Below are 17,636 nucleotides of genomic sequence, written 5' to 3' on the forward strand. Positions count from 1 at the left end.
CGTCCAGCCTCACGATCACACCGCCGCTGACAGCCACGACCGCATCCAGGTCCGTGGCGCCAGGGAGAACAACCTCAAGGGCGTCTCCCTCGACATCCCCAAGCGACGTCTCACCGTCTTCACCGGAGTGTCCGGCTCCGGCAAGTCCTCGCTCGTCTTCGACACGATCGCCGCCGAGTCCCGCCGGATGATCGACGAGACGTACACCGCGTTCATCCAGGCCTTCATGCCGAGCCTGGCCCGCCCCGACGTCGACGCGCTGCACAACCTGAGCGCGGCGATCATCGTCGACCAGGAGCGCATGGGCGCCAACGCCCGCTCGACCGTGGGCACGGCGACCGACGCGCACACCATGCTGCGCATCCTCTTCAGCCGGCTCGGTGAGCCGCACGCCGGCTCGGCCGGCGCGTTCAGCTTCAACATGGCCGAGGGCATGTGCCCCGAGTGCGAAGGGCTGGGCAAGGCGTCCGACATCGACGTGGACGAGCTGGTCGACAGGGAGCTGTCGCTGAACGACGGCGCCATCAAGATCCCCGGCTACCCGGTCGACAGCTGGCCGTGGCAGGTCGTGGCCGGGTCAGGCCTGTTCGACCCCGCCGTCAAGCTCAAGGACTTCACCCCCGAGCAGTGGGACGACCTCCTCCACAAGCCGCCCACCAAGCTCAAGTACGGCTCCAACAACTTCACCTACGAAGGGCTCGTCACCCGGGTCAGGCGCGCCTACCTCGCCAAGGACCGCGAGTCGATGCAGCCGTCGGCGCGGGCGTTCGCCGACCGGGCGGTCAAGCTGACCCGCTGCCCGTCCTGCGCGGGCTCCCGGCTCAACGAGGCCGCGCTCGCCTGCCGGATCGACGGCAGGAACATCGCCGACTGCTCGGCCATGCAGGTCAACGACCTGGCCGCCTTCGTCCGCGGCATCGGCAGCCAGGCCGTCGGCCCGGTGCTGGACGGCCTGCTCTCCACCCTCGACTCGCTGGTCGAGATCGGTCTCGGCTATCTCAGCCTCGACCGCGAGTCGTCCACGCTGTCCGGCGGCGAGGCGCAGCGGGTCAAGATGGTGCGCCACCTCAACTCCAGCCTGACCGACGTCACCTACGTCTTCGACGAGCCGACGGCCGGCCTGCACCCGCACGACATCCAGCGGATGAACACCCTGCTGCTCCAGCTGCGCGACAAGGGCAACACGGTGCTCGTCGTCGAGCACAAGCCGGAGACCATCGCCATCGCCGACCACGTCGTCGACCTCGGCCCCGGCGCCGGCGCGGCCGGCGGTCAGCTCTGTTACGACGGCGACCTCGACGGGCTGCGCGCCTCCGGCACGCTGACCGGCCGCTACCTCGACCACCGGGTACGCCTGCGCGAGGAGGTCCGCAGCCCGTCGGGGCAGCTGCCGGTCAGGAACGCCACCCTGCACAACCTGCGCGGCGTGAGCGTCGACATCCCGCTGGGCGTGCTGACCGTGGTCACCGGCGTGGCGGGGTCGGGCAAGAGCTCGCTGATCCACGGCTACGTCGCGGGCCGCGACGGCGTCGTGGTGGCCGACCAGTCGCCGATCCGCGGCTCGCGCAGGAGCAACCCGGCCACCTACACCGGGGTGCTCGACCCGATCCGCGCGGCCTTCGCCAAGGCCAACGGCGTCAAGCCGGGCCTGTTCAGCGCCAATTCGGCGGGGGCCTGCCCGAAGTGCAAGGGCATCGGGCTCATCTACACCGACCTCGCGATGATGGCCGAGGTGGCGTCGGTGTGCGAGGAGTGCGAGGGCAAGCGGTTCACGCCGGAGGTGCTGACGTACACGCTGCGGGGCAAGAACATCAGCGAGGTGCTCGCCATGCCGGTGGCCGAGGCCCGCGACTTCTTCACCACCGGCCAGGCCCGCACGATCCTCGACCGGCTGGCCTCGGTCGGCCTCGGCTACATCGGGCTCGGGCAGCCGCTGACCACGCTGTCGGGCGGCGAGCGGCAGCGGCTCAAGCTGGCCATCAACATGGCGAAGAACGGCACCACGTACGTGCTGGACGAGCCCACCACGGGGCTGCACCTGGCGGACGTCGACCAGCTTCTCGCCCTGCTCGACCGTCTGGTGGACGACGGCAACACGGTCATCGTGATCGAGCACCACCAGGCCGTCATGGCCCACGCCGACTGGATCGTCGACCTGGGCCCGGGAGCCGGTCACGACGGCGGCCAGGTCGTGTTCTCCGGCACCCCTGACGAGCTGGTCGCCACCGGATCCTCGCTCACCGCGCTGCATCTGCGCGACTACGTGAGCCGTCCATAGCGCCCGTAGGGGGAAGCATGCGGCCTGACCGGCCGGGCGAAGCCCGCGCGGCGGACCTGCGTGCCCGGCTCCGGCACGTCTACTGGATCGGCGGCGGAAGCGGCGCGGGCAAGTCGACCGTCGCCCGCCGCCTCGCGGACCGGCACGGCCTGCGCCTGTATGCCACCGACGACGTGATGCCGGATCACGCCGCCAGGAGCACGCCCGGCGCGTGCCCGCACCTGCACGCGTTCATGGCCATGGACATGGACGAGCGGTGGGTGAACCGGTCTCCCGAGACCATGCTGGAGACGTTCCACTGGTTCCGGGGCGAGGGCTTCGGCCTGATCGTCGAGGACCTCCTGCGGCTTCTCGCCGGACCTCCCGTGGTCGCCGAGGGCTTCCGGCTGCTGCCGCACCTGGTGAAGCCCCTGCTGGCCAGGCCGGACCGGGCCGTCTGGCTGATTCCGTCGCCCGGGTTCCGCCGGGAGGCCTTCCGCAGCCGGGGCTCGCTCTGGCAGATCGCCGGGAGGACGGGCGATCCGGACAGGGCGCTGCGCAACCTGCTCGAACGCGACCGGATGTTCACCGAGCGCCTCGCCGGGGAGGCGCTCGGGCTCGGGCTGCCCGTCATCGAGGTCGACGGCACGATGACCGAGGACGACCTGACCGACCGGGTGTCGGCGGCGTTCGGGCTCTGAACGGCGGGCGGCTCCGATCGCGACGGAGGGCCAGGAGGGGGTGTCAGACGGCCAGGCGGGCCAGGACCTCGGCGAACTCCGGCGGCGGCGCCACGACGAGGCGGGCGTGGCCGCTCTGCAGCACGATGTCGGCCTTGATGAGCGTCAGCACTCCCCGGTGCCACCAGTAGACCTGCGCGCTGAGCCCGTCGGTGCGGGCCGCGTGCACCCGCAGCCGCTCGATGGCCCGCACCACCCCGATCCCGTCGACCGGATGGACGAGCAGGGTGTACGGGTCGGGCAGCACCACGAGCGCCCCGTCGGCGGGCACGGGCAGGTAGGAGCCCAGCCACCGCAGATGCGTGGCCGCGGCGGGGGTGGCCGCGGTCAGGCGGGTCACCGGCGTGCCCGACAGTTCGATCCTCTCGGCCAGCAGCCGCTCCTCGCGCCGCACGTTGGCCACGGCCAGGTCGAGGGCCCGCGCCGGCGGGACGGGCCAGCAGCCCGCCTCCTCGGGGCGCACGGCCCGCGTGCCGATGGTGAGCAGCTCCACGAGGTCGGCGTTGAGGTGGCGGCCCACCACGCGGGTCAGGTCGCTCACCTCGTCGACGGACTCCACCCGGGTGCGCATCAGCGGCTTGGCCTGCTCCAGGTCGCAGACGTCGAGCCGGTCACCCGCGGTGGCGACGGCGTGCGCGAGGTGCTCGGAGACCAGCATCGGCCAGTCTTCCCTGGCTCTGCGCGCGGCCTCGCGCCGCAGCCCGGTGAGCCGGACGACCAGCGGCTCGCCCGCTTCCGTGGCGCTCGTCAACCTCACGGAGCCTCCGTCGCGGGCGAACGCGAAGGTGTATCCGAGGGACTCCGCGACGAGCGCGAGCAGGGAATCGAGGTCGACGTCCTCGACCGGCCGGCGTGAGGGTTCGCGGTCGCGCCCGAACAAATTCACGCGCCGTGTCCCTTCTGTCGGTTTCGTCCCTCCTACCTTGCCTGCTCCTCATCGCCGATCCGACCAGCCAGGGAGCACGATTCGGTATCGATAACACCAAGCGCTCCCAGCCACACGCTCATCTGAGGCGACCCGTGACCCACCGGCAACCCCGCCACCACCGGCACCCCCAGCGGCGCCAGGCGGTCGCGCAGCACCGGATAGGGATCGCCGCAGTCGACCCACGAGCCGAGCGCGACGCCCCGCACGCCCTCGAACACCCCCGCCTGCAACAGCTGCGTCAGCATGCGGTCGATCCGGTAGGGCTCCTCGGTCACGTCCTCCAGAAAAGCGATCTTGCCCTGGAACGACGGCTGCCACCGGGTGCCGCACATGGAGGCCAGCAGCGACAGGTTACCGCCGGACAGCACCCCCTCGGCCCGCCCCGGCGCCAGCACCCGGTCGCCGTGCACCCGGTAGTCGTGGGCGGGGCCGTCCGCGCCGAACAGCGCCGCCCGCAGGCTCTCCCAGCTCTGCGGCTCCGGCTGCTTCTCGTCGGCCATGATCCGGGAGGCGGGCATCGGCCCGTGCAAGGTCGGCACGCCCAGCTCGACGGCGAACGCGTTGTGCAGCGCCGTGATGTCACTGGACCCGACGAGGACCTTGCGGCCCGCCGCCCGCATGGCGTTCCAGTCGAGCCGGTCGAGCAGCCGCGCGGCGCCGTAGCCGCCCCTGCAGCAGAACACCGCGGAGACGGCCGGGTCGCACCAGGCCGCCTGCAGGTCGGCGGCCCTGGCCGCGTCGCTGCCCGCGAGGTAGTCGAGCTTCTGGCGGTCGAGCGCGTGCGCGCCGAGCACCACCTTCAGCCCCAGGCTCTCCAGACGCTCGACGCCGCGCCTGAGCATCACGGCGTTGGGCGGGCCTGACGGCGAGACGATCGCGACGGTGTCACCCGGCTGCATCGACCAACTCCTTCCATGCCTGCTCCGGTGAGCACCGATGCGGCACTGGCTTTTCCACGTGCCAAACGGTGCCACACTTACCTGTCGTATGCGACTTCCGCCCCACATCCTCGTGGTCAACGGCGTCAAGGTCCGCCGGCCGGTCTTCCTGCTCGGAGCCCCGCATTCCGGTACGGATCTGCTCGCCCGCGCCCTGAAACGATCCCCTGGCTTCCACGTGACGATGGGCCGCGCGAGCGTGGCGCACGTGGTGTACGCCTTCGCCCGCAAACCGTCGCTCGCCGCCACGTCCGGCGCCGTGCGCGTCATGCGTGACGCCCTCGCCGAGTCGTGGCAGGTGCTGCCCCGGTCGTGCGGCCAGTGCGCCGAACCGTGCAGGGAGGCCGGCGGTGTCACCGGCACCGGCCCCTGCGTGAGCACCGGCGACGTCACCCGGTTCGGAGACGGCAGCCCCGACCTGCTCTACAGCGTTCCCGTGCTGCTCCAGGCCTTCCCCGACGCCCGGTTCGTGCAGCTCATCCGCGACGGCAGGGACGCCGTGGCCGGCATGCTGGCCGATCCGGCGTGCCTGGCCTGGTTCAAGCCGGCGATGCTGACAGGCCAGACCGAGTTCCCCAACGCGTTCTTCGGCGTCAGCAAGGACGAGCACCTCGACCGGTGGCGCGACATGCCGGACGCGGGCAAGAGCGCGCTGCGCTGGCGCAGCGCCGTACGGGTCAGCGCCGAGCTGCGCAGGACACTGCCCGAGGAGCAGCTGCTGACGCTGCGCTACGAGGACCTCGTGCTCAGGCCGCAGCAGACGGTGGCCACGCTCGCGGAGTTCCTGGAGACGCGGGTGTCCAAGGTCGTCCTGTACGACCCCGGCGTCCCCAAGCCGGGCGCCCACACCTCCCGGCTCGGGCGCGACGACGTCAAGCTGGTGGAGAAGGTCGCCCGCGAGGAGCTCAAGCGGCTGGGCTACCTGAAGAAGAGGTGAACTGGGTGCGGTAGAGCTCGGCGTAGAGCCCGTCGCGCGCCAGCAGCTCGTCGTGCCGGCCGCGTTCGGCGATGCGGCCGTCGTGGACGACGAGGATCTCGTCGGCCTCCCTGATCGTCGACAGCCGGTGCGCGATGACCAGCGACGTGCGGCCTGCCAGCGCGGTCTTCAGCGCCACCTGCACCGCCGCCTCCGACTCGGAGTCGAGGTGGGCGGTGGCCTCGTCGAGCACCACCACCCGCGGCGCCTTGAGCAGCAGCCTGGCCAGCGCGAGGCGCTGCTTCTCGCCGCCGGACAGCCGGTAGCCGCGATCGCCCACGACCGTCTCCAGCCCGTCGGGCAGGCCCTCCACGAGGTCACCTATCTGCGCGGCCCTGAGAGCGTCCCAGATCTCCTCGTCGCCCGCGCCTGGCCTGGCATAGCGGAGGTTGGCCGCGATCGTGTCATGGAAGAGATGAGCGTCCTGCATGACCACCCCCACGGTGTCGCGCAGGGAGTCGAGCGTGGCGTCGCGCACGTCGAGCCCGTTGATCCTGACCGCGCCCTCGTTGACGTCGTAGAGGCGGGAGACCAGCGACGTCATCGTCGTCTTGCCGGCGCCCGAGTGGCCGACGAGGGCGATCAGCTGCCCCGGCTCGGCCCGGAACGAGACGCCCTTCAGCACCGGATGGGACGGGCCGGTGTCCTGCCGGGCCACCGACTCCAGCGAGGCCAGCGAGACCTCCTCGGCGGCGGGATAGCGGAAGCGAACGTCGTCGAACTCGATCGTCACCGGCCCCTCGGGCACCGGAACGGCGCCGGGGCGCTGCGCCACCATGGGCTCGAGGTCGAGGATCTCGAAGACCCGGTCGAAGCTCACGAGGGCCGTCATCACGTCCACGTGCACGTTGGACAGCGACGTGAGCGGGCCGTACAGGCGCATCAGCAGGGCGGCCAGGGCCACCAGCGTGCCCAGCTCGAAGACGTCGGAGACGGACAGCACGCCGCCGATGCCGTACACGAGGGCGGTGGCCAGCGCGGCCACGAGCCCGAGGGCGACCCTGAACACGGTGCCGTACATGCCGACGGTCACGCCCACGTCGCGGACCCTGGCGGCCCGGCTGCCGAACATCTCGGCGTCGTCCTCCGGCCGGCCGTAGAGCTTGGCGACCGTCGCGCCCGCCACGTTGAACCGCTCGGTGGTGACCGAGCTCATCTCGGCGTCGAGCTGCATCTGCTCCCGGGTCAGCGCGGACATGCGGCGGCCCACGAACTTGGCGGGGACGATGAAGATCGGCAGCAGCACCAGCGCGACCAGGGTGACCTGCCACGACAGGGCCAGCATCGCGCCCAGCACCAGGACCAGGCTGACCACGTTGGAGACCACGGACGACAGCGTGCTCGTCAGCGCCCGCTGGGCGCCGATCACGTCGGTGTTGAGCCTGCTGACCAGCGCGCCGGTCTGGGCCCGCATGAAGAACGCCACCGGCATGCGCTGCACGTGGTCGAACACCTCGGTGCGCAGGTCGAAGATCAGGCCCTCGCCGATGCGCGCCGAGAACCACCGCTGCACCAGCGTCAGACCGGCGTCGACCACCGCCAGCACGGCGATCGCCACGGCCAGCCCGACCACGACGCCGGTCCGCTTGGGCAGGATGCCGTCGTCGATGATCGCCTTCATCAGCAGCGGGTTGGCGACCACGATCACCGCGCCCAGCACGACGAGCACGAGGAACGCCACGATCTGCCTGGTGTAGGGCCTGGCGTAGCGCGCGATGCGCCGCACGATGCCGGGACGCAGCCGCTGCCTGGTCACCGAGTCGTCGCGCCGCAGGGACGCCATCACACCGGGGCCGAAGCCCCCGCCCATCATCGCCATTCGGGATCCTCCTCCCGGCACAGCGCCGCCATGGCGTACGAGGATTCCCGAGTCAGCTCACCGCGAAATCCCGGGGCCTTCCAGTATCCGCCCCGCCCCCTGCCCCTGTGCACCCGCCTCAGCCGAAGAGGGCTTTGAGCCGGGCGGCCTGCTCGGCCCCCTCGGCTGCGCACTGCTCCTCCAGGGAACGGCCCTGCGCCCCCTGGAGAAGTCGCTTGGTCGCGGCGGCCGCGTCCCGGTTGACGGCGAGCAGCTCCGCGATCTTGTCATGTACGGCCTGGTCGAGGTCGCTCCCTGCGACCACGTTCTCCGCGAGGCCGATCCGCACGGCCTCGTCCGCGTGCACCACCCTGGCCGTCAGGCACAGGTCCTTCGCCTTGGCCAGGCCCACCAGCTCGACCAGGGGCTTGGTGCCGGTCAGGTCGGGCACGAGGCCCAGCGCGGCCTCCTTCATGCAGAACGCGACGTCGTCGGCGACGATCCGCAGGTCGCAGGCGAGCGCCAGTTGGAATCCAGCGCCGATCGCGTGCCCCCGCACGGCGGCGATGGAAACGATCTCCGGGCGGCGCAGCCACAGGTATCCCGCCTGAGCCTGCTGCAAGCGCTGCTCGAAGGTGGCGGCGTCAGCAGCGGCCGCCGAGCTGAACGAGCCCTGTCCGGGCACCCCCTCTGGTGTGAACATTCGCAGGTCGATTCCTGCCGAGAAGGACGGTCCCTCACCTTTCACGACGACGACGCGCACCTGCTCGGGCAGGTTCTCGCCGATGCGAGCCAGTGCCGACCATGTCGCGAACGTCATGGCGTTGCGCTTTTCCGGCCGGGCCAGCGTGATCGTCGCTATCTCACCGTCCACCTCGAATCGGAGCCCGCCGTCCGCCGGATTCCCGGCCGAGGCGTCCTCCGCATACCCCCCGCGCTGTTGCGCCCGCGCTTCCGCCATCGCCCGCTCCTCGTGTCCCGGCCGCGCACAGGGTGCGCCGCGGAGTGCTGACCGTCGCGCCCGAGCCTACAGAATGTCGTTCTGGCCCGGGCGCGACGTCGGCTGTCAAGGGACGAGCGGCTGCGGTCGCACGTTCCGAGGCGGCCGTCAGCGCTTGGACTTGCCCCGGGTCGCCCCGCCGCGCCCGCGCAGAGTCACGCCGGACTCGCTAAGGATGCGGTGGATGAACCCGTAGGACCGGCCGGTAGAAGCGGCCAGGGCGCGGATGCTCTCGCCCTGCGCGTAGCGCTTCTTGAGATCGCCGGCCAGTTTTTCCCGGTCGGCCCCGGTGACCCGGGTGCCCTTCTTCAGTGTCTCGGCCACGAGTACCTCCTGTAGTGCCGGACTTCCGCAGCGTTACTCCGCCATGATCAGTCATTTCAGCGGGATCGGCTACCTACTCCACGGGAAAAGATCCGTACCCACTCAAATTAAGATCAGGCAAGTGCCACAAGATCGGAAAATTCGTCGCTCCATGCGTCTTCAGTTCCGTCAGGTAGCAAGATCACCCTATCCGGTGACAGGGCGTCAACGGCACCCTCGTCATGTGTCACTAGGACGATTGCCCCTGAATAGGACCGTAGAGCATTGAGAACCTGCTCGCGGCTGACAGGGTCGAGGTTGTTCGTCGGCTCGTCGAGAAGGAGCACATTGGCGCTCGAAAGCACCAGGATGGCCAGGGCGAGCCGGGTCTTCTCGCCGCCGGAGAGCACTCCGGCCGGCTTGTCGGCGTCCTCTCCCGTGAACAGGAACGAGCCGAGCACCTTGCGCAACTCGGTGTCGGTGAACTGGCCACCGGCCGAGCGCATGTTCTCCAGGAGCGTGCGATCGTTGTCGAGGGTCTCGTGCTCCTGGGCGTAATAGCCGATCTTGAGGCCGTGACCGGGCCTGACCTCGCCGGTGTCGGGCTTCTCCATGCCGCCGAGCAGGCGGAGCAGCGTGGTCTTGCCGGCGCCGTTGAGGCCCAGGATGACGACCCTGTGGCCGCGGTCGATGGCCACGTCGACGTCGGTGAACACCTCGAGCGAGCCGTACGACTTCGACAGCCCTTCCGCCGTGAGCGGGGTGCGCCCGCACGGCTGGGGCTCGGGAAAGCGCAGTTTGGCCACCTTGTCGCTCTGGCGCTCCTCCTCCGTGCCCGCCAGCAGCCGGTGCGCGCGCCGCATCATGTCCTGGGCGGCCTTGGCCTTGGTGGCCTTGGCGCGCATCTTGTCGGCCTGCGCCAGCAGCGCGCCCGCCTGCTTCTCCGCGTTGGCCCGCTCCCGCTTCCTGCGCTTCTCGTCGGTCTCGCGCTGCGCGAGGTAGGCCTTCCAGCCCACGTTGTAGTGGTCGATCACCGAGCGGTTGGCGTCGAGGTGCAGGACCTTGTTGACCGTGGCTTCAAGAAGGGCGACGTCGTGGCTGATGATCACCAAGCCGCCTTGATGGGATCGCAAAAAATCACGAAGCCACCCGATTGAGTCGGCATCTAGGTGGTTTGTCGGCTCGTCGAGAAGGAGAGTTTCCGCTCCGCTGAAAAGAATTCTCGCCAATTCCACGCGCCGGCGCTGGCCGCCGGAAAGCGTTTGCAGCGGCTGCGTGAGCACCCTGTCGGGCAGGCCGAGACTGGAGGCGATGGAGGCGGCCTCCGACTCGGCCGCGTAGCCGCCGAGCACGTGCATCTGGTCCTCGAGGCGACCGTACTGCTTCACCGCCCGCTCGCGCGTGCGGTCGTCGGCGGAGGACATGCCGAGCTCGGCCTCGCGCAGCTTGCGGAGCACCTCGTCGAGCCCGCGCGCCGACAGGATGCGGTCGCGGGCCAGCACCTGCAGGTCGCCGGTGCGCGGGTCCTGAGGGAGGTAGCCGACGCTGCCGGACCTGGTGACGGCGCCGGACGCGGGCAACCCCTCGCCCGCAAGCACCTTGGTCAGGGTCGTCTTGCCCGCGCCGTTGCGGCCGACGAGCCCGATCTTGTCGCCGGGATTGACCCAGAACGTGGCTTTCTCGATGAGCAGGCGCGCGCCCGCGCGCAGCTCGATATCACTGGCGATGATCATGATGGCGGAACACTCCCGAGCTAGGAAACGAGGGTTGGGGCGTGCGACGCCGATCAATCGGGAGTATGCATACCGATCAGTGTAGGGCCCCCGGAGGGGCCCCACCCCTGGTTAATCCTCCGCCAGGTGCTCCGCGATCAGTGCCAGGTTGCAGATCGCTGCCAGGCCGTACTGCGCCGCGCTGTTGGTCGACACGAACGGCGCCTCGCGCACCGGCGACGGCACCTCGGGGCCGTCGACCAGCGTCAGCTCCCACTTCTCCTGGTGCTGCAGCGGGTTGCGGTTGAGCTGGTCGCCCTCGCCGAGGCGGAACTTGCGCCACGCCCACGCGGCCATCCCGGCGTCGCCGGTGCGCGCCGCCGCGTACGCGGTGAGCCTGCTGTGCGCCTGGATCAGCGAGATCCCGCTCAGCCGCCGGCCCACCTCGGCCTCCTGCTGCTCGGGGGTGGCGAGATAGAGGCGGCAGTACTCCAGCCACGCCTCCTCGAAGCCCGGCACGCCCAGATCGAGCGCGATGAGCTCCGCGCACATCTCCGGCAACCCGAACAACGACGACAGGTGCGAGACGGAGATCTGGTCCCGCGAGGTGTCGAAACGGCCCGTCTCCAGGTTCAGCCGGCCCTCACCCGTCAGGAACCGGCGCGGCATCGCCCCGATGTCGGCCATCGTGCCCAGCAGCCGGTCCCTGGCCCGCTCGTCGCCGTGCCGCTCCCACCGGGTCAGCCACGCCGCCGCCAGCGATCCCCAGTCCGTGCCCAGGCCGACCGACAGCCCGGCCGGGTCGGGGGTGTAGACGTCCTCGCGCACCTTGCGCGTGGGGTCGATCGCCAGGAACGTCTCCTCCGGCGTGCTCAGCTCGTCCATGAGGTCGCCGGTGCGCTCGTCGGCGGTCAGGTAGTGGTGGAAGCGGCGGTAGGCGGCGTTGGAGATGCGCAACTGCTTGCAGCTGCAACCCCAGTGCTGCACGTTGTGCCGGCTGCCCAGGCCCTTCCACCTGCCGAGATGGTAGACGTCGACCTCGCCCGTGTGGCGGGTCATGGCCTCGGCGAACCGGAAGACGTCCGCGCGTCCCGTGCGCAGGTACTGCAGCCAGAGCCACAGGTCGGGCGACAGCTCCGAGTTGTCCCACGCGTAGCCGCCCACGTCGTAACGCCAGGTGTGCCGGTCGGGGTCGTAGGTGTGCATGACGTCGCCGTAGTCCCAGAAGCCGTACCACCTGCGCTGCTCGCGCTCGCGCACGTACAGGTCGAACAGGAAGTCCAGGCGGTCCTCGATCAGGGCGCGCGCCGGCGTGGAACGGTCGGGCAGTCCCCACACGCCGAACACGCCGGCCTGCCTGATCCGCTCCGGGGAGACGCGCAGCAGGCCGGGCTCGTTCATGGCGGCGGCGTGCGCGGCGAGGTCCGCGGCCGAGGGCGTGGCGTCGCAGGCGCGCAGGGTCAGCTCGTGCGTACGCGCCACGCCGTGGGCGTCGCCGAAGCCCGGCTCGTAGTCCTCGTACGTGATCTCCAGGCCCTCGAGCTGCTCGGCGAACGTGTCCTGGCCCATCCCGTCGTGGTAGAAGCGCAGGTCCATGGCCGGCGCGGACGGCGACCACAACCAGACGGTGGCGGTGGCCAGGCCGGTGGCGGCGTTCCTGACGTCGAGGCGGGTGGGGTGCAGGCGCCAGAAGTCGCGCAGCCCGAACCCGAGGCCGCCGCTGACGCCGCCGACGTAGCCGTAGCCGCCCGAGCGCGTCCCCGAGGGGATCGTCACCCACGCGTGGCCCTCCGCGGTGCGCTTGCGCAGCGTGTAGCCGTCGGCCGAGCTCTGGTCGAGGGTGTAGTCGTTCCAGGCGGGGATGAGGTGCAGCCGGCTCGCGACGTCGGGGGCGATCTCCCCGGCGGGCCTGCCCTCGACCTGCGCCCTGCGTACGTGCTCGCCGGGGTCGCGGCGCAGGCCGGTCAGGCCGCGTACCGCCTCGGTGAGGAAGCCTTCCGCGCCGGCCAGCCGTACGTGCCTGTCGTGGAGCGGATCGTGCATGACCACGTCGGCGCGCAGGCCGAGCCCGGCCAGGAAGTCCCGCTCAGGGTCGCCGTCGTAGACGAACGTGTGCATGATCCGCACCTGCTCGGCGCCGGCGTGGAAGTAGAGGCGCACGGTGAACGGCAGCCAGTCTCCGTGCCGGCCCTCCAGCCGCACGACGGCGCGCAGGGGGCCGTCCTGCTCGACGGTGACGCTCTCCACGACGCCCTCGCCCTGCTCGCGGACCACGGCGCCGCCCTCGTCGGGGGTGGGCTCACCCTGCCGGAGGCTGACCAGGCGGACGTTCCTGGCGATCTCGCGGCTCCCGCGCGAGATCGAGCGGGCGACCGTCCCGCCGCCGAGCTCCCAGGTGACCACGCCCGTGCTGACGACCAGCCCGCCGCGCTCGCGGGCGACCGTGACGGCCGTCCCGGACGCGGCGGGCTCGCGACCCGGTTCGAGCCGGTACGCCCGCGCGACGTCCCGCTGCGCCCCGATGGCGTGGGCCGACCACTTGACCGAGCCGTCCGGCCAGGTGGCGGTCACCCAGCTCTGCACGGGCACCTCACGGCCCGCGTCGTCGGCCAGGGCGAACGGCGCGTCCCGTGCCACCGTGCCGCGCGGCCACGGGACCCCCCAGGTCGTCCCCTCCTCACCCGGTCGGTCCAGCCAGCGAAGCTCGGTCATGTGATCTCCTTCAGTCGGGGGCTGCGGGCCCTGCCTCATTCCTTGACCGACCCGATCAGCACGCCCTTGGCGAAGTGCTTCTGCAGGAACGGGTAGAAGAACAGGATGGGCAGGGTCGCGATGACGACGACGGCGAACTTCAGGCCCTGCTCCGGCGGCACCCAGGTCCGGTCCATCTGCGACAGGGCGGTGGCGGCGTCGGTGCTGGTCAGCTGCCGCACCAGGACCTGCAGCGTCCACTTGTCAGGGTCGCTGATGTACAGCAGCGGCGACATGTAGTCGTTCCAGATGGCCACCGCGTAGAACAGCGAGAAGGTCGCGATGACCGGCTTGGACAGCGGCAGGACGATCTTGAAGAACACGCCCATCTCGTTGCAGCCGTCGATGCGCGCGGCCTCCTCCAGCGCCTGGGGCAGCTCCTGGAAGAAGCTCTTGACGATGATCAGGTAGAACGGGTTGATCGCCAGCGGCAGGATCAGCGCCCAGTAGCTGTCGAGCAAACCCAGGTCGCGCACCACCAGGTAGGTGGGGATCATCCCGCCGGAGAAGACCATCGTGAAGATGACCAGGTTCAGGACCAGCGTCCTGCCCGGGAGGTACCGCTTGGCCAGCGGGTAGGCCATGGTGAAGGTCAGCAGCAGCTGGACCACCGTGCCGACCGCCGTCACGACGACGGTCGTGAGCAGGGCGCGGACGAACGTGTCGGTGGCGAAGATGTAGGCGTAGGACTCGGTGACGAACTTCTCCGGCCACAGGAAGAACGGGCGCGAGGAGATCTCCGCCTCGCCCGCGAACGATCCGGCCAGCACGTAGAGCAGCGGCAGCACCGTGATGAGCGCCAGCCCGACGAGCACGACGACGTTGAGGGTGTCGAACGTGCGGCTGGCGAGCGAGCCGTGGTTGTCGACCGGCTGCGTGGCCTTGGTCTCGGTCATGGTCGGCATGCCGGGGCTCCTCAGAACAGTCCACGCTGGCCGAGGCGCTTGGCCAGCCAGTTCGAGCCGAAGATCAGGATGACGCCCGCCACGCCCTTGAACAGGCCGACGGCGGTGGAGTAGCTGATGGCGCCCTGCTGGATGCCGGCGTAGTAGACGTAGGTGTCGAACACGTCGGCCACCGAGCGGTTCAGCGAGGTGGTCATGAGCCAGATCTGCTCGAATCCGGAGTCGAGCAGGTTGCCGGACGCGAGGATCGCCATCACGACGACCGTGGGGCGGATCGCGGGCAGGGTGACGTGCCAGAGCTGCCGGAAACGTCCCGCGCCGTCCATGCGGGCGGCTTCGTACAGGTTGGGGTCCACGCCCGCCAGCGCGGCGAGGTAGATGATCGTGCCCCAGCCGGTCTGCTTCCACAGCTGCTGCAGGATGATCAGCGGCCGGAACCACTCCTCCTGCGCCATGTAGTCGACCTTCGCGGTGTCGCCCAGCACGTCGCGGATCCACCCGGAGATCACGCCGAAGTCCGCCGCGAACAGCAGGTACGTCAGCGACGCGACGATCGTCCAGGACAGGAAGTGCGGGATGTAGATCAGCGACTGGACCGACCGCTTGAGGAGGCTGACACGCAGCTCGTTGAGCATCAGCGCGACGATGATCGGCGCGGGGAAGACGATGACGATGTGCAGCAACGCGAGGAACAGCGTGTTGAACATCAGCCGGCCGAAGTCGGGGCCGGAGAAGAGATCCTCGAAGTGCTTGAAGCCGACCCAGGGGCTGCCCGAGTAGCCGAGGAAGGGCAGGAAGTCCTGGAAGGCGATCGTCACGCCGTACATCGGCAGATACTTGAAGAGCACGAAGTAGGCGACGCCCGGGATGAGCATCAGGTAGAGCCAGCGATAGCGCGCCAGCGCCGCGCGGAGCGGCACCTTGCCGGCCCTCCGCCTCTTCGCCTTGGTGGCCGCCTTCGGTGGAGGCGGCGCCAGGTCGGTGGCCACAGCGGCCTCCTTTCATGTGAGAGGCCCGGGACGCGCGGGCCCCGGGCCTCTCGACGCGACGGCTACTGCCCGAGCTTGGACACCAGGTCGTTGATCTCGGCGGCCACCTGCGTGCCGCCGCTGTCGTACCAGCGCTTGATCTCGGCCTTGAGCTGCTCCTCGGTGAAGGTGCCCGACAGATACTTGATCCGGGCGTCCGAGACGATCGTGTCGATCTGCGCGCCCTTCGCGACGGCGGTGGGCGAGACCACGGGCAGCGCCACGTTGTGCACGGCCGTCTTGAGGTCCTCCTCCACCAGCTCCTTCTGGAGCCTGAGCATCTCCTGGTACGGCTCCCCCGACGGCACACGCTGGTAGGCGATCCCGCCGATGGACACGTCACCCTTGGTGCTGAGCTGGATGAAGGCGTCGTCCACGTCGTTCTGGACGGTCTTGACCGCGGGGTCGTCCTCGTTGATCAGCGCGGCGGTGTCGCCGTTCTCGACCTCGAAGTTGCGGCCCTCGATGCCGTTGGTGAGCAGGACCTGGCCCTCCTTGGTCGCCAGCTTGTCGAGGGTCTTCAGCACGTTGTCGAGCTCCGCCTCGGTCCGCACGCTCTGCTTGGAGATGGCCAGGGAGTCGAGGTAGCCGGTGAACGGGTAGGAGAACTTCTTCCCGTCGGAGCGCTTGAGGTTGCCGACCATGGTGACCTTGTCGCCGTAGGTCTCCTTGTCCTGCTCGTAGAACAGGTCGAGCCACTGCCTGGAGCGGATGTTGACGTCGATGATGATGCCGCCCCTGTTCTGCTGGACGGGGTCGTTCCACTTGGCGGCGTCGAGGGTGGCGAAGTCGGGGTTGACCATGCCTCCGTCGACCATCTTCTTCAGCCACCGGTTGGCCTCGAGGAACTCCGGGGTGTCGAAGCCCGGAACGATCTTGCCGTCGCGCTCGCCCCAGCCGTTCGGGGCGCCGAACCAGGTCTCGATCACGTCGTAAGGGCTGGAGCTGGCGTAGTTGCCCGGCCATTTCGGGATGACGAGGCCGTAGGTGTCCTTCTTGCCGTTGCCGTCCGGGTCCTTCTCCGTGAACGCCTTGGCGATCTCGTAGAGGTCGTCGACCGTCTCGGGCTCGTCGAGGCCGACCTTCTCCAGCCAGTCCTTGCGGATGACGACCGCCGAGCGCAGCAGCGGCCGCATCCGGTAGAGGCCGTAGGTCTTGCCGTTGATGGAGGCGTTGAGCGCCGTCTGCGCGTCGGCGGGCTTGAGGTTCGGGTACTTGTCCAGCTTGTCGGTCAGATCCCAGAACGCTCCGGCTTGAGCGGCCTTGACGAACGCCGGCAGGTGCGGGTCCACGACCATGACCTGCGGGATGTCGTCCGAGGCGAGCGTGACGTTCAGCTTCTCGGTGTACTCGGCGTTGGGCACCCAGGTGATCTTGAGCTTCTTGCCGAGGAACTTCTCGACCGCCTGGTGCATCTCGCCCTTGGGGTCCGGCGCGGTGCCGAACAGCTTCGACATGAAGGTGATCGTGCCGGGGTCCGCCTGGGGCGCGTCCCCGCCGGAGCAGGCGGAGGCGGTGAGGGCGACCGTTAGCGTTAACACACCGGCAAGGAGGCGCCGGCGACGGGATGCGCTCATGAGTTCCCTTTCGAATGCAGTCGCGCCTCGTTCTCCTCGAAGAAGCGCTGGCAGAGCCACGTGTTGAGGTAGATCCACGCGCCGAAGCCGACCACCGGCGCCAGGACGGGCAGCACCGCGGTCGCGTAGGCGATGGACGAGAGCACTAGCAGCAACAGCACGGACGAAGCCGGACGCATGAGCGCTAGCTGTGTCGCTTTGGGCCAGTAGGCCCACAGCGGAAGGTCGTAGTGCACGTAGAGCGGCCCGACGTAAGCCCCCACACCGGCCAGCGCGATGAGCGCCACGAAGGTCGCGATCCGCAACGCCCCCATGCTCGGCCCGGCGGCGGACAGGTACAGGTAGTTGCCGATCAGCACGGTGGCGAGCACCGCGACGGGAAGGATCAGCAACGAGGCGCGGACGAACTCACGCCGGTAGACACTCCAGAAGTCCGCCCAATGAATCGATTCACCACGCGCGTGGCGACGTGCGACGGTGTACGCGGCCATGGTGGCGGGCCCGATTCCGAGGACCACGCCGCCGAGCAGCGTGAGGGCGATCCACATCAGGTTCAGCCTGGCCGCCCAGAAGAGCTCTGAGCAGACCGCTTGCACCTTCATTGACATGGCTGGATGGCTCATCCCGCAGCACCTTCTGACGGCGTGTGCGCGGACACGGGGGCGGAGTGTTGCTCCGTGGTTCCCCCGCCGTTACAGGAGGGTGAACCCCGGTGGTGTTGCG

General features: G+C 69.7%; 14 protein-coding genes. 3 read left to right on the forward strand and 11 right to left on the reverse strand.

Translation table 11 applies throughout. The annotated features are described in order from the left end of the window. The first annotated feature begins 352 nt into the window (after positions 1 to 352). Both ABGB14_RS17400 and ABGB14_RS17405 read left to right on the forward strand, forming a co-directional pair. Positions 353 to 2,278 (forward strand): excinuclease ABC subunit UvrA, encoded by a 1,926-nt coding sequence (locus ABGB14_RS17400; protein ID WP_347644790.1) that lies wholly within the window; start codon positions 353 to 355, stop codon positions 2,276 to 2,278. Between the two features lie 17 nt (positions 2,279 to 2,295). Beyond that, complete coding sequence (locus tag ABGB14_RS17405) at positions 2,296 to 2,958, forward strand: hypothetical protein (RefSeq protein WP_347644694.1); 663 nt, start codon at positions 2,296 to 2,298, stop codon at positions 2,956 to 2,958. A 43-nt stretch (positions 2,959 to 3,001) separates the two neighbouring features. Here the strand turns inward: ABGB14_RS17405 and ABGB14_RS17410 are convergent, their stop codons facing one another. Next, complete coding sequence (locus tag ABGB14_RS17410; RefSeq protein WP_347644695.1) at positions 3,002 to 3,883, reverse strand: hypothetical protein; 882 nt, start codon at positions 3,881 to 3,883, stop codon at positions 3,002 to 3,004. A gap of 32 nt (positions 3,884 to 3,915) precedes the next feature. Further along, positions 3,916 to 4,824 (reverse strand): LD-carboxypeptidase, encoded by a 909-nt coding sequence (locus ABGB14_RS17415; protein WP_347644696.1) that lies wholly within the window; start codon positions 4,822 to 4,824, stop codon positions 3,916 to 3,918. 88 nt (positions 4,825 to 4,912) lie between these two features. On the opposite strand from ABGB14_RS17415, the gene ABGB14_RS17420 reads away from it, so the two are divergent. After that, positions 4,913 to 5,800 carry a sulfotransferase gene (locus tag ABGB14_RS17420; RefSeq protein ID WP_347644697.1) on the forward strand — a complete coding sequence of 296 codons (888 nt, stop codon included), beginning with the start codon at positions 4,913 to 4,915 and terminating at the stop codon, positions 5,798 to 5,800. Here the strand turns inward: ABGB14_RS17420 and ABGB14_RS17425 are convergent. From ABGB14_RS17425 to ABGB14_RS17465, 9 genes are all read right to left on the reverse strand, one after another. Further along, positions 5,769 to 7,658: an ABC transporter ATP-binding protein gene (locus ABGB14_RS17425; protein ID WP_347644698.1), complete on the reverse strand. Its 1,890-nt coding sequence runs from the start codon at positions 7,656 to 7,658 to the stop codon at positions 5,769 to 5,771. The two genes, ABGB14_RS17420 and ABGB14_RS17425, sit on opposite strands and share 32 nt — an antisense overlap. Positions 7,659 to 7,776: 118 nt before the next feature. Continuing rightward, the gene (locus ABGB14_RS17430) at positions 7,777 to 8,598 is read right to left on the reverse strand and encodes an enoyl-CoA hydratase/isomerase family protein (protein WP_347644699.1); all 822 of its coding nucleotides are present in this window, start codon (positions 8,596 to 8,598) and stop codon (positions 7,777 to 7,779) included. Positions 8,599 to 8,745: 147 nt separating this feature from the next. Next, a complete protein-coding gene (locus ABGB14_RS17435) occupies positions 8,746 to 8,961 on the reverse strand; it encodes a helix-turn-helix domain-containing protein (protein ID WP_125642298.1) in 216 nt (71 codons plus the stop codon). Positions 8,962 to 9,074: 113 nt separating this feature from the next. After that, positions 9,075 to 10,673: an ABC-F family ATP-binding cassette domain-containing protein gene (locus ABGB14_RS17440; protein ID WP_347644700.1), complete on the reverse strand. Its 1,599-nt coding sequence runs from the start codon at positions 10,671 to 10,673 to the stop codon at positions 9,075 to 9,077. Positions 10,674 to 10,784: 111 nt separating this feature from the next. Then, on the reverse strand, positions 10,785 to 13,364 hold the full coding sequence (locus ABGB14_RS17445) for a Tat pathway signal sequence domain protein (protein ID WP_347644701.1): 2,580 nt from the start codon (positions 13,362 to 13,364) through the stop codon (positions 10,785 to 10,787). A 35-nt stretch (positions 13,365 to 13,399) separates the two neighbouring features. Beyond that, on the reverse strand, positions 13,400 to 14,308 hold the full coding sequence (locus ABGB14_RS17450; protein WP_347644702.1) for a carbohydrate ABC transporter permease: 909 nt from the start codon (positions 14,306 to 14,308) through the stop codon (positions 13,400 to 13,402). 11 nt (positions 14,309 to 14,319) lie between these two features. Then, positions 14,320 to 15,297, reverse strand: coding sequence for an ABC transporter permease subunit (locus ABGB14_RS17455; RefSeq protein WP_347644703.1), 978 nt, complete (start codon positions 15,295 to 15,297; stop codon positions 14,320 to 14,322). Between the two features lie 62 nt (positions 15,298 to 15,359). Continuing rightward, positions 15,360 to 16,877: an extracellular solute-binding protein gene (locus ABGB14_RS17460; protein WP_347644704.1), complete on the reverse strand. Its 1,518-nt coding sequence runs from the start codon at positions 16,875 to 16,877 to the stop codon at positions 15,360 to 15,362. Positions 16,878 to 16,909: 32 nt separating this feature from the next. Further along, positions 16,910 to 17,536, reverse strand: coding sequence for a DUF624 domain-containing protein (locus ABGB14_RS17465; protein ID WP_347644705.1), 627 nt, complete (start codon positions 17,534 to 17,536; stop codon positions 16,910 to 16,912). Positions 17,537 to 17,636: the final 100 nt, after the last annotated feature.

Origin of the sequence: Nonomuraea sp. B10E15, from assembly GCF_039871615.1 — a bacterium.
Classification (GTDB): Bacteria; Actinomycetota; Actinomycetes; order Streptosporangiales; family Streptosporangiaceae; genus Nonomuraea.

Bases quoted from the DNA above. Each gene is read 5' to 3' on its own strand.
- ABGB14_RS17430 (WP_347644699.1), bottom strand. From the start codon at position 8,598: ATGGCGGAAGCGCGGGCGCAACAGCGCGGGGGGTATGCGGAGGACGCC.
- ABGB14_RS17420 (WP_347644697.1), top strand. From the start codon at position 4,913: ATGCGACTTCCGCCCCACATCCTCGTGGTCAACGGCGTCAAGGTCCGC.
- ABGB14_RS17425 (WP_347644698.1), bottom strand. From the start codon at position 7,658: ATGGCGATGATGGGCGGGGGCTTCGGCCCCGGTGTGATGGCGTCCCTG.
- ABGB14_RS17465 (WP_347644705.1), bottom strand. From the start codon at position 17,536: ATGAGCCATCCAGCCATGTCAATGAAGGTGCAAGCGGTCTGCTCAGAG.
- ABGB14_RS17450 (WP_347644702.1), bottom strand. From the start codon at position 14,308: ATGCCGACCATGACCGAGACCAAGGCCACGCAGCCGGTCGACAACCAC.
- ABGB14_RS17405 (WP_347644694.1), top strand. From the start codon at position 2,296: ATGCGGCCTGACCGGCCGGGCGAAGCCCGCGCGGCGGACCTGCGTGCC.
- ABGB14_RS17400 (WP_347644790.1), top strand. From the start codon at position 353: ATGCTGCGCATCCTCTTCAGCCGGCTCGGTGAGCCGCACGCCGGCTCG.
- ABGB14_RS17445 (WP_347644701.1), bottom strand. From the start codon at position 13,364: ATGACCGAGCTTCGCTGGCTGGACCGACCGGGTGAGGAGGGGACGACC.
- ABGB14_RS17440 (WP_347644700.1), bottom strand. From the start codon at position 10,673: ATGATCATCGCCAGTGATATCGAGCTGCGCGCGGGCGCGCGCCTGCTC.
- ABGB14_RS17415 (WP_347644696.1), bottom strand. From the start codon at position 4,824: ATGCAGCCGGGTGACACCGTCGCGATCGTCTCGCCGTCAGGCCCGCCC.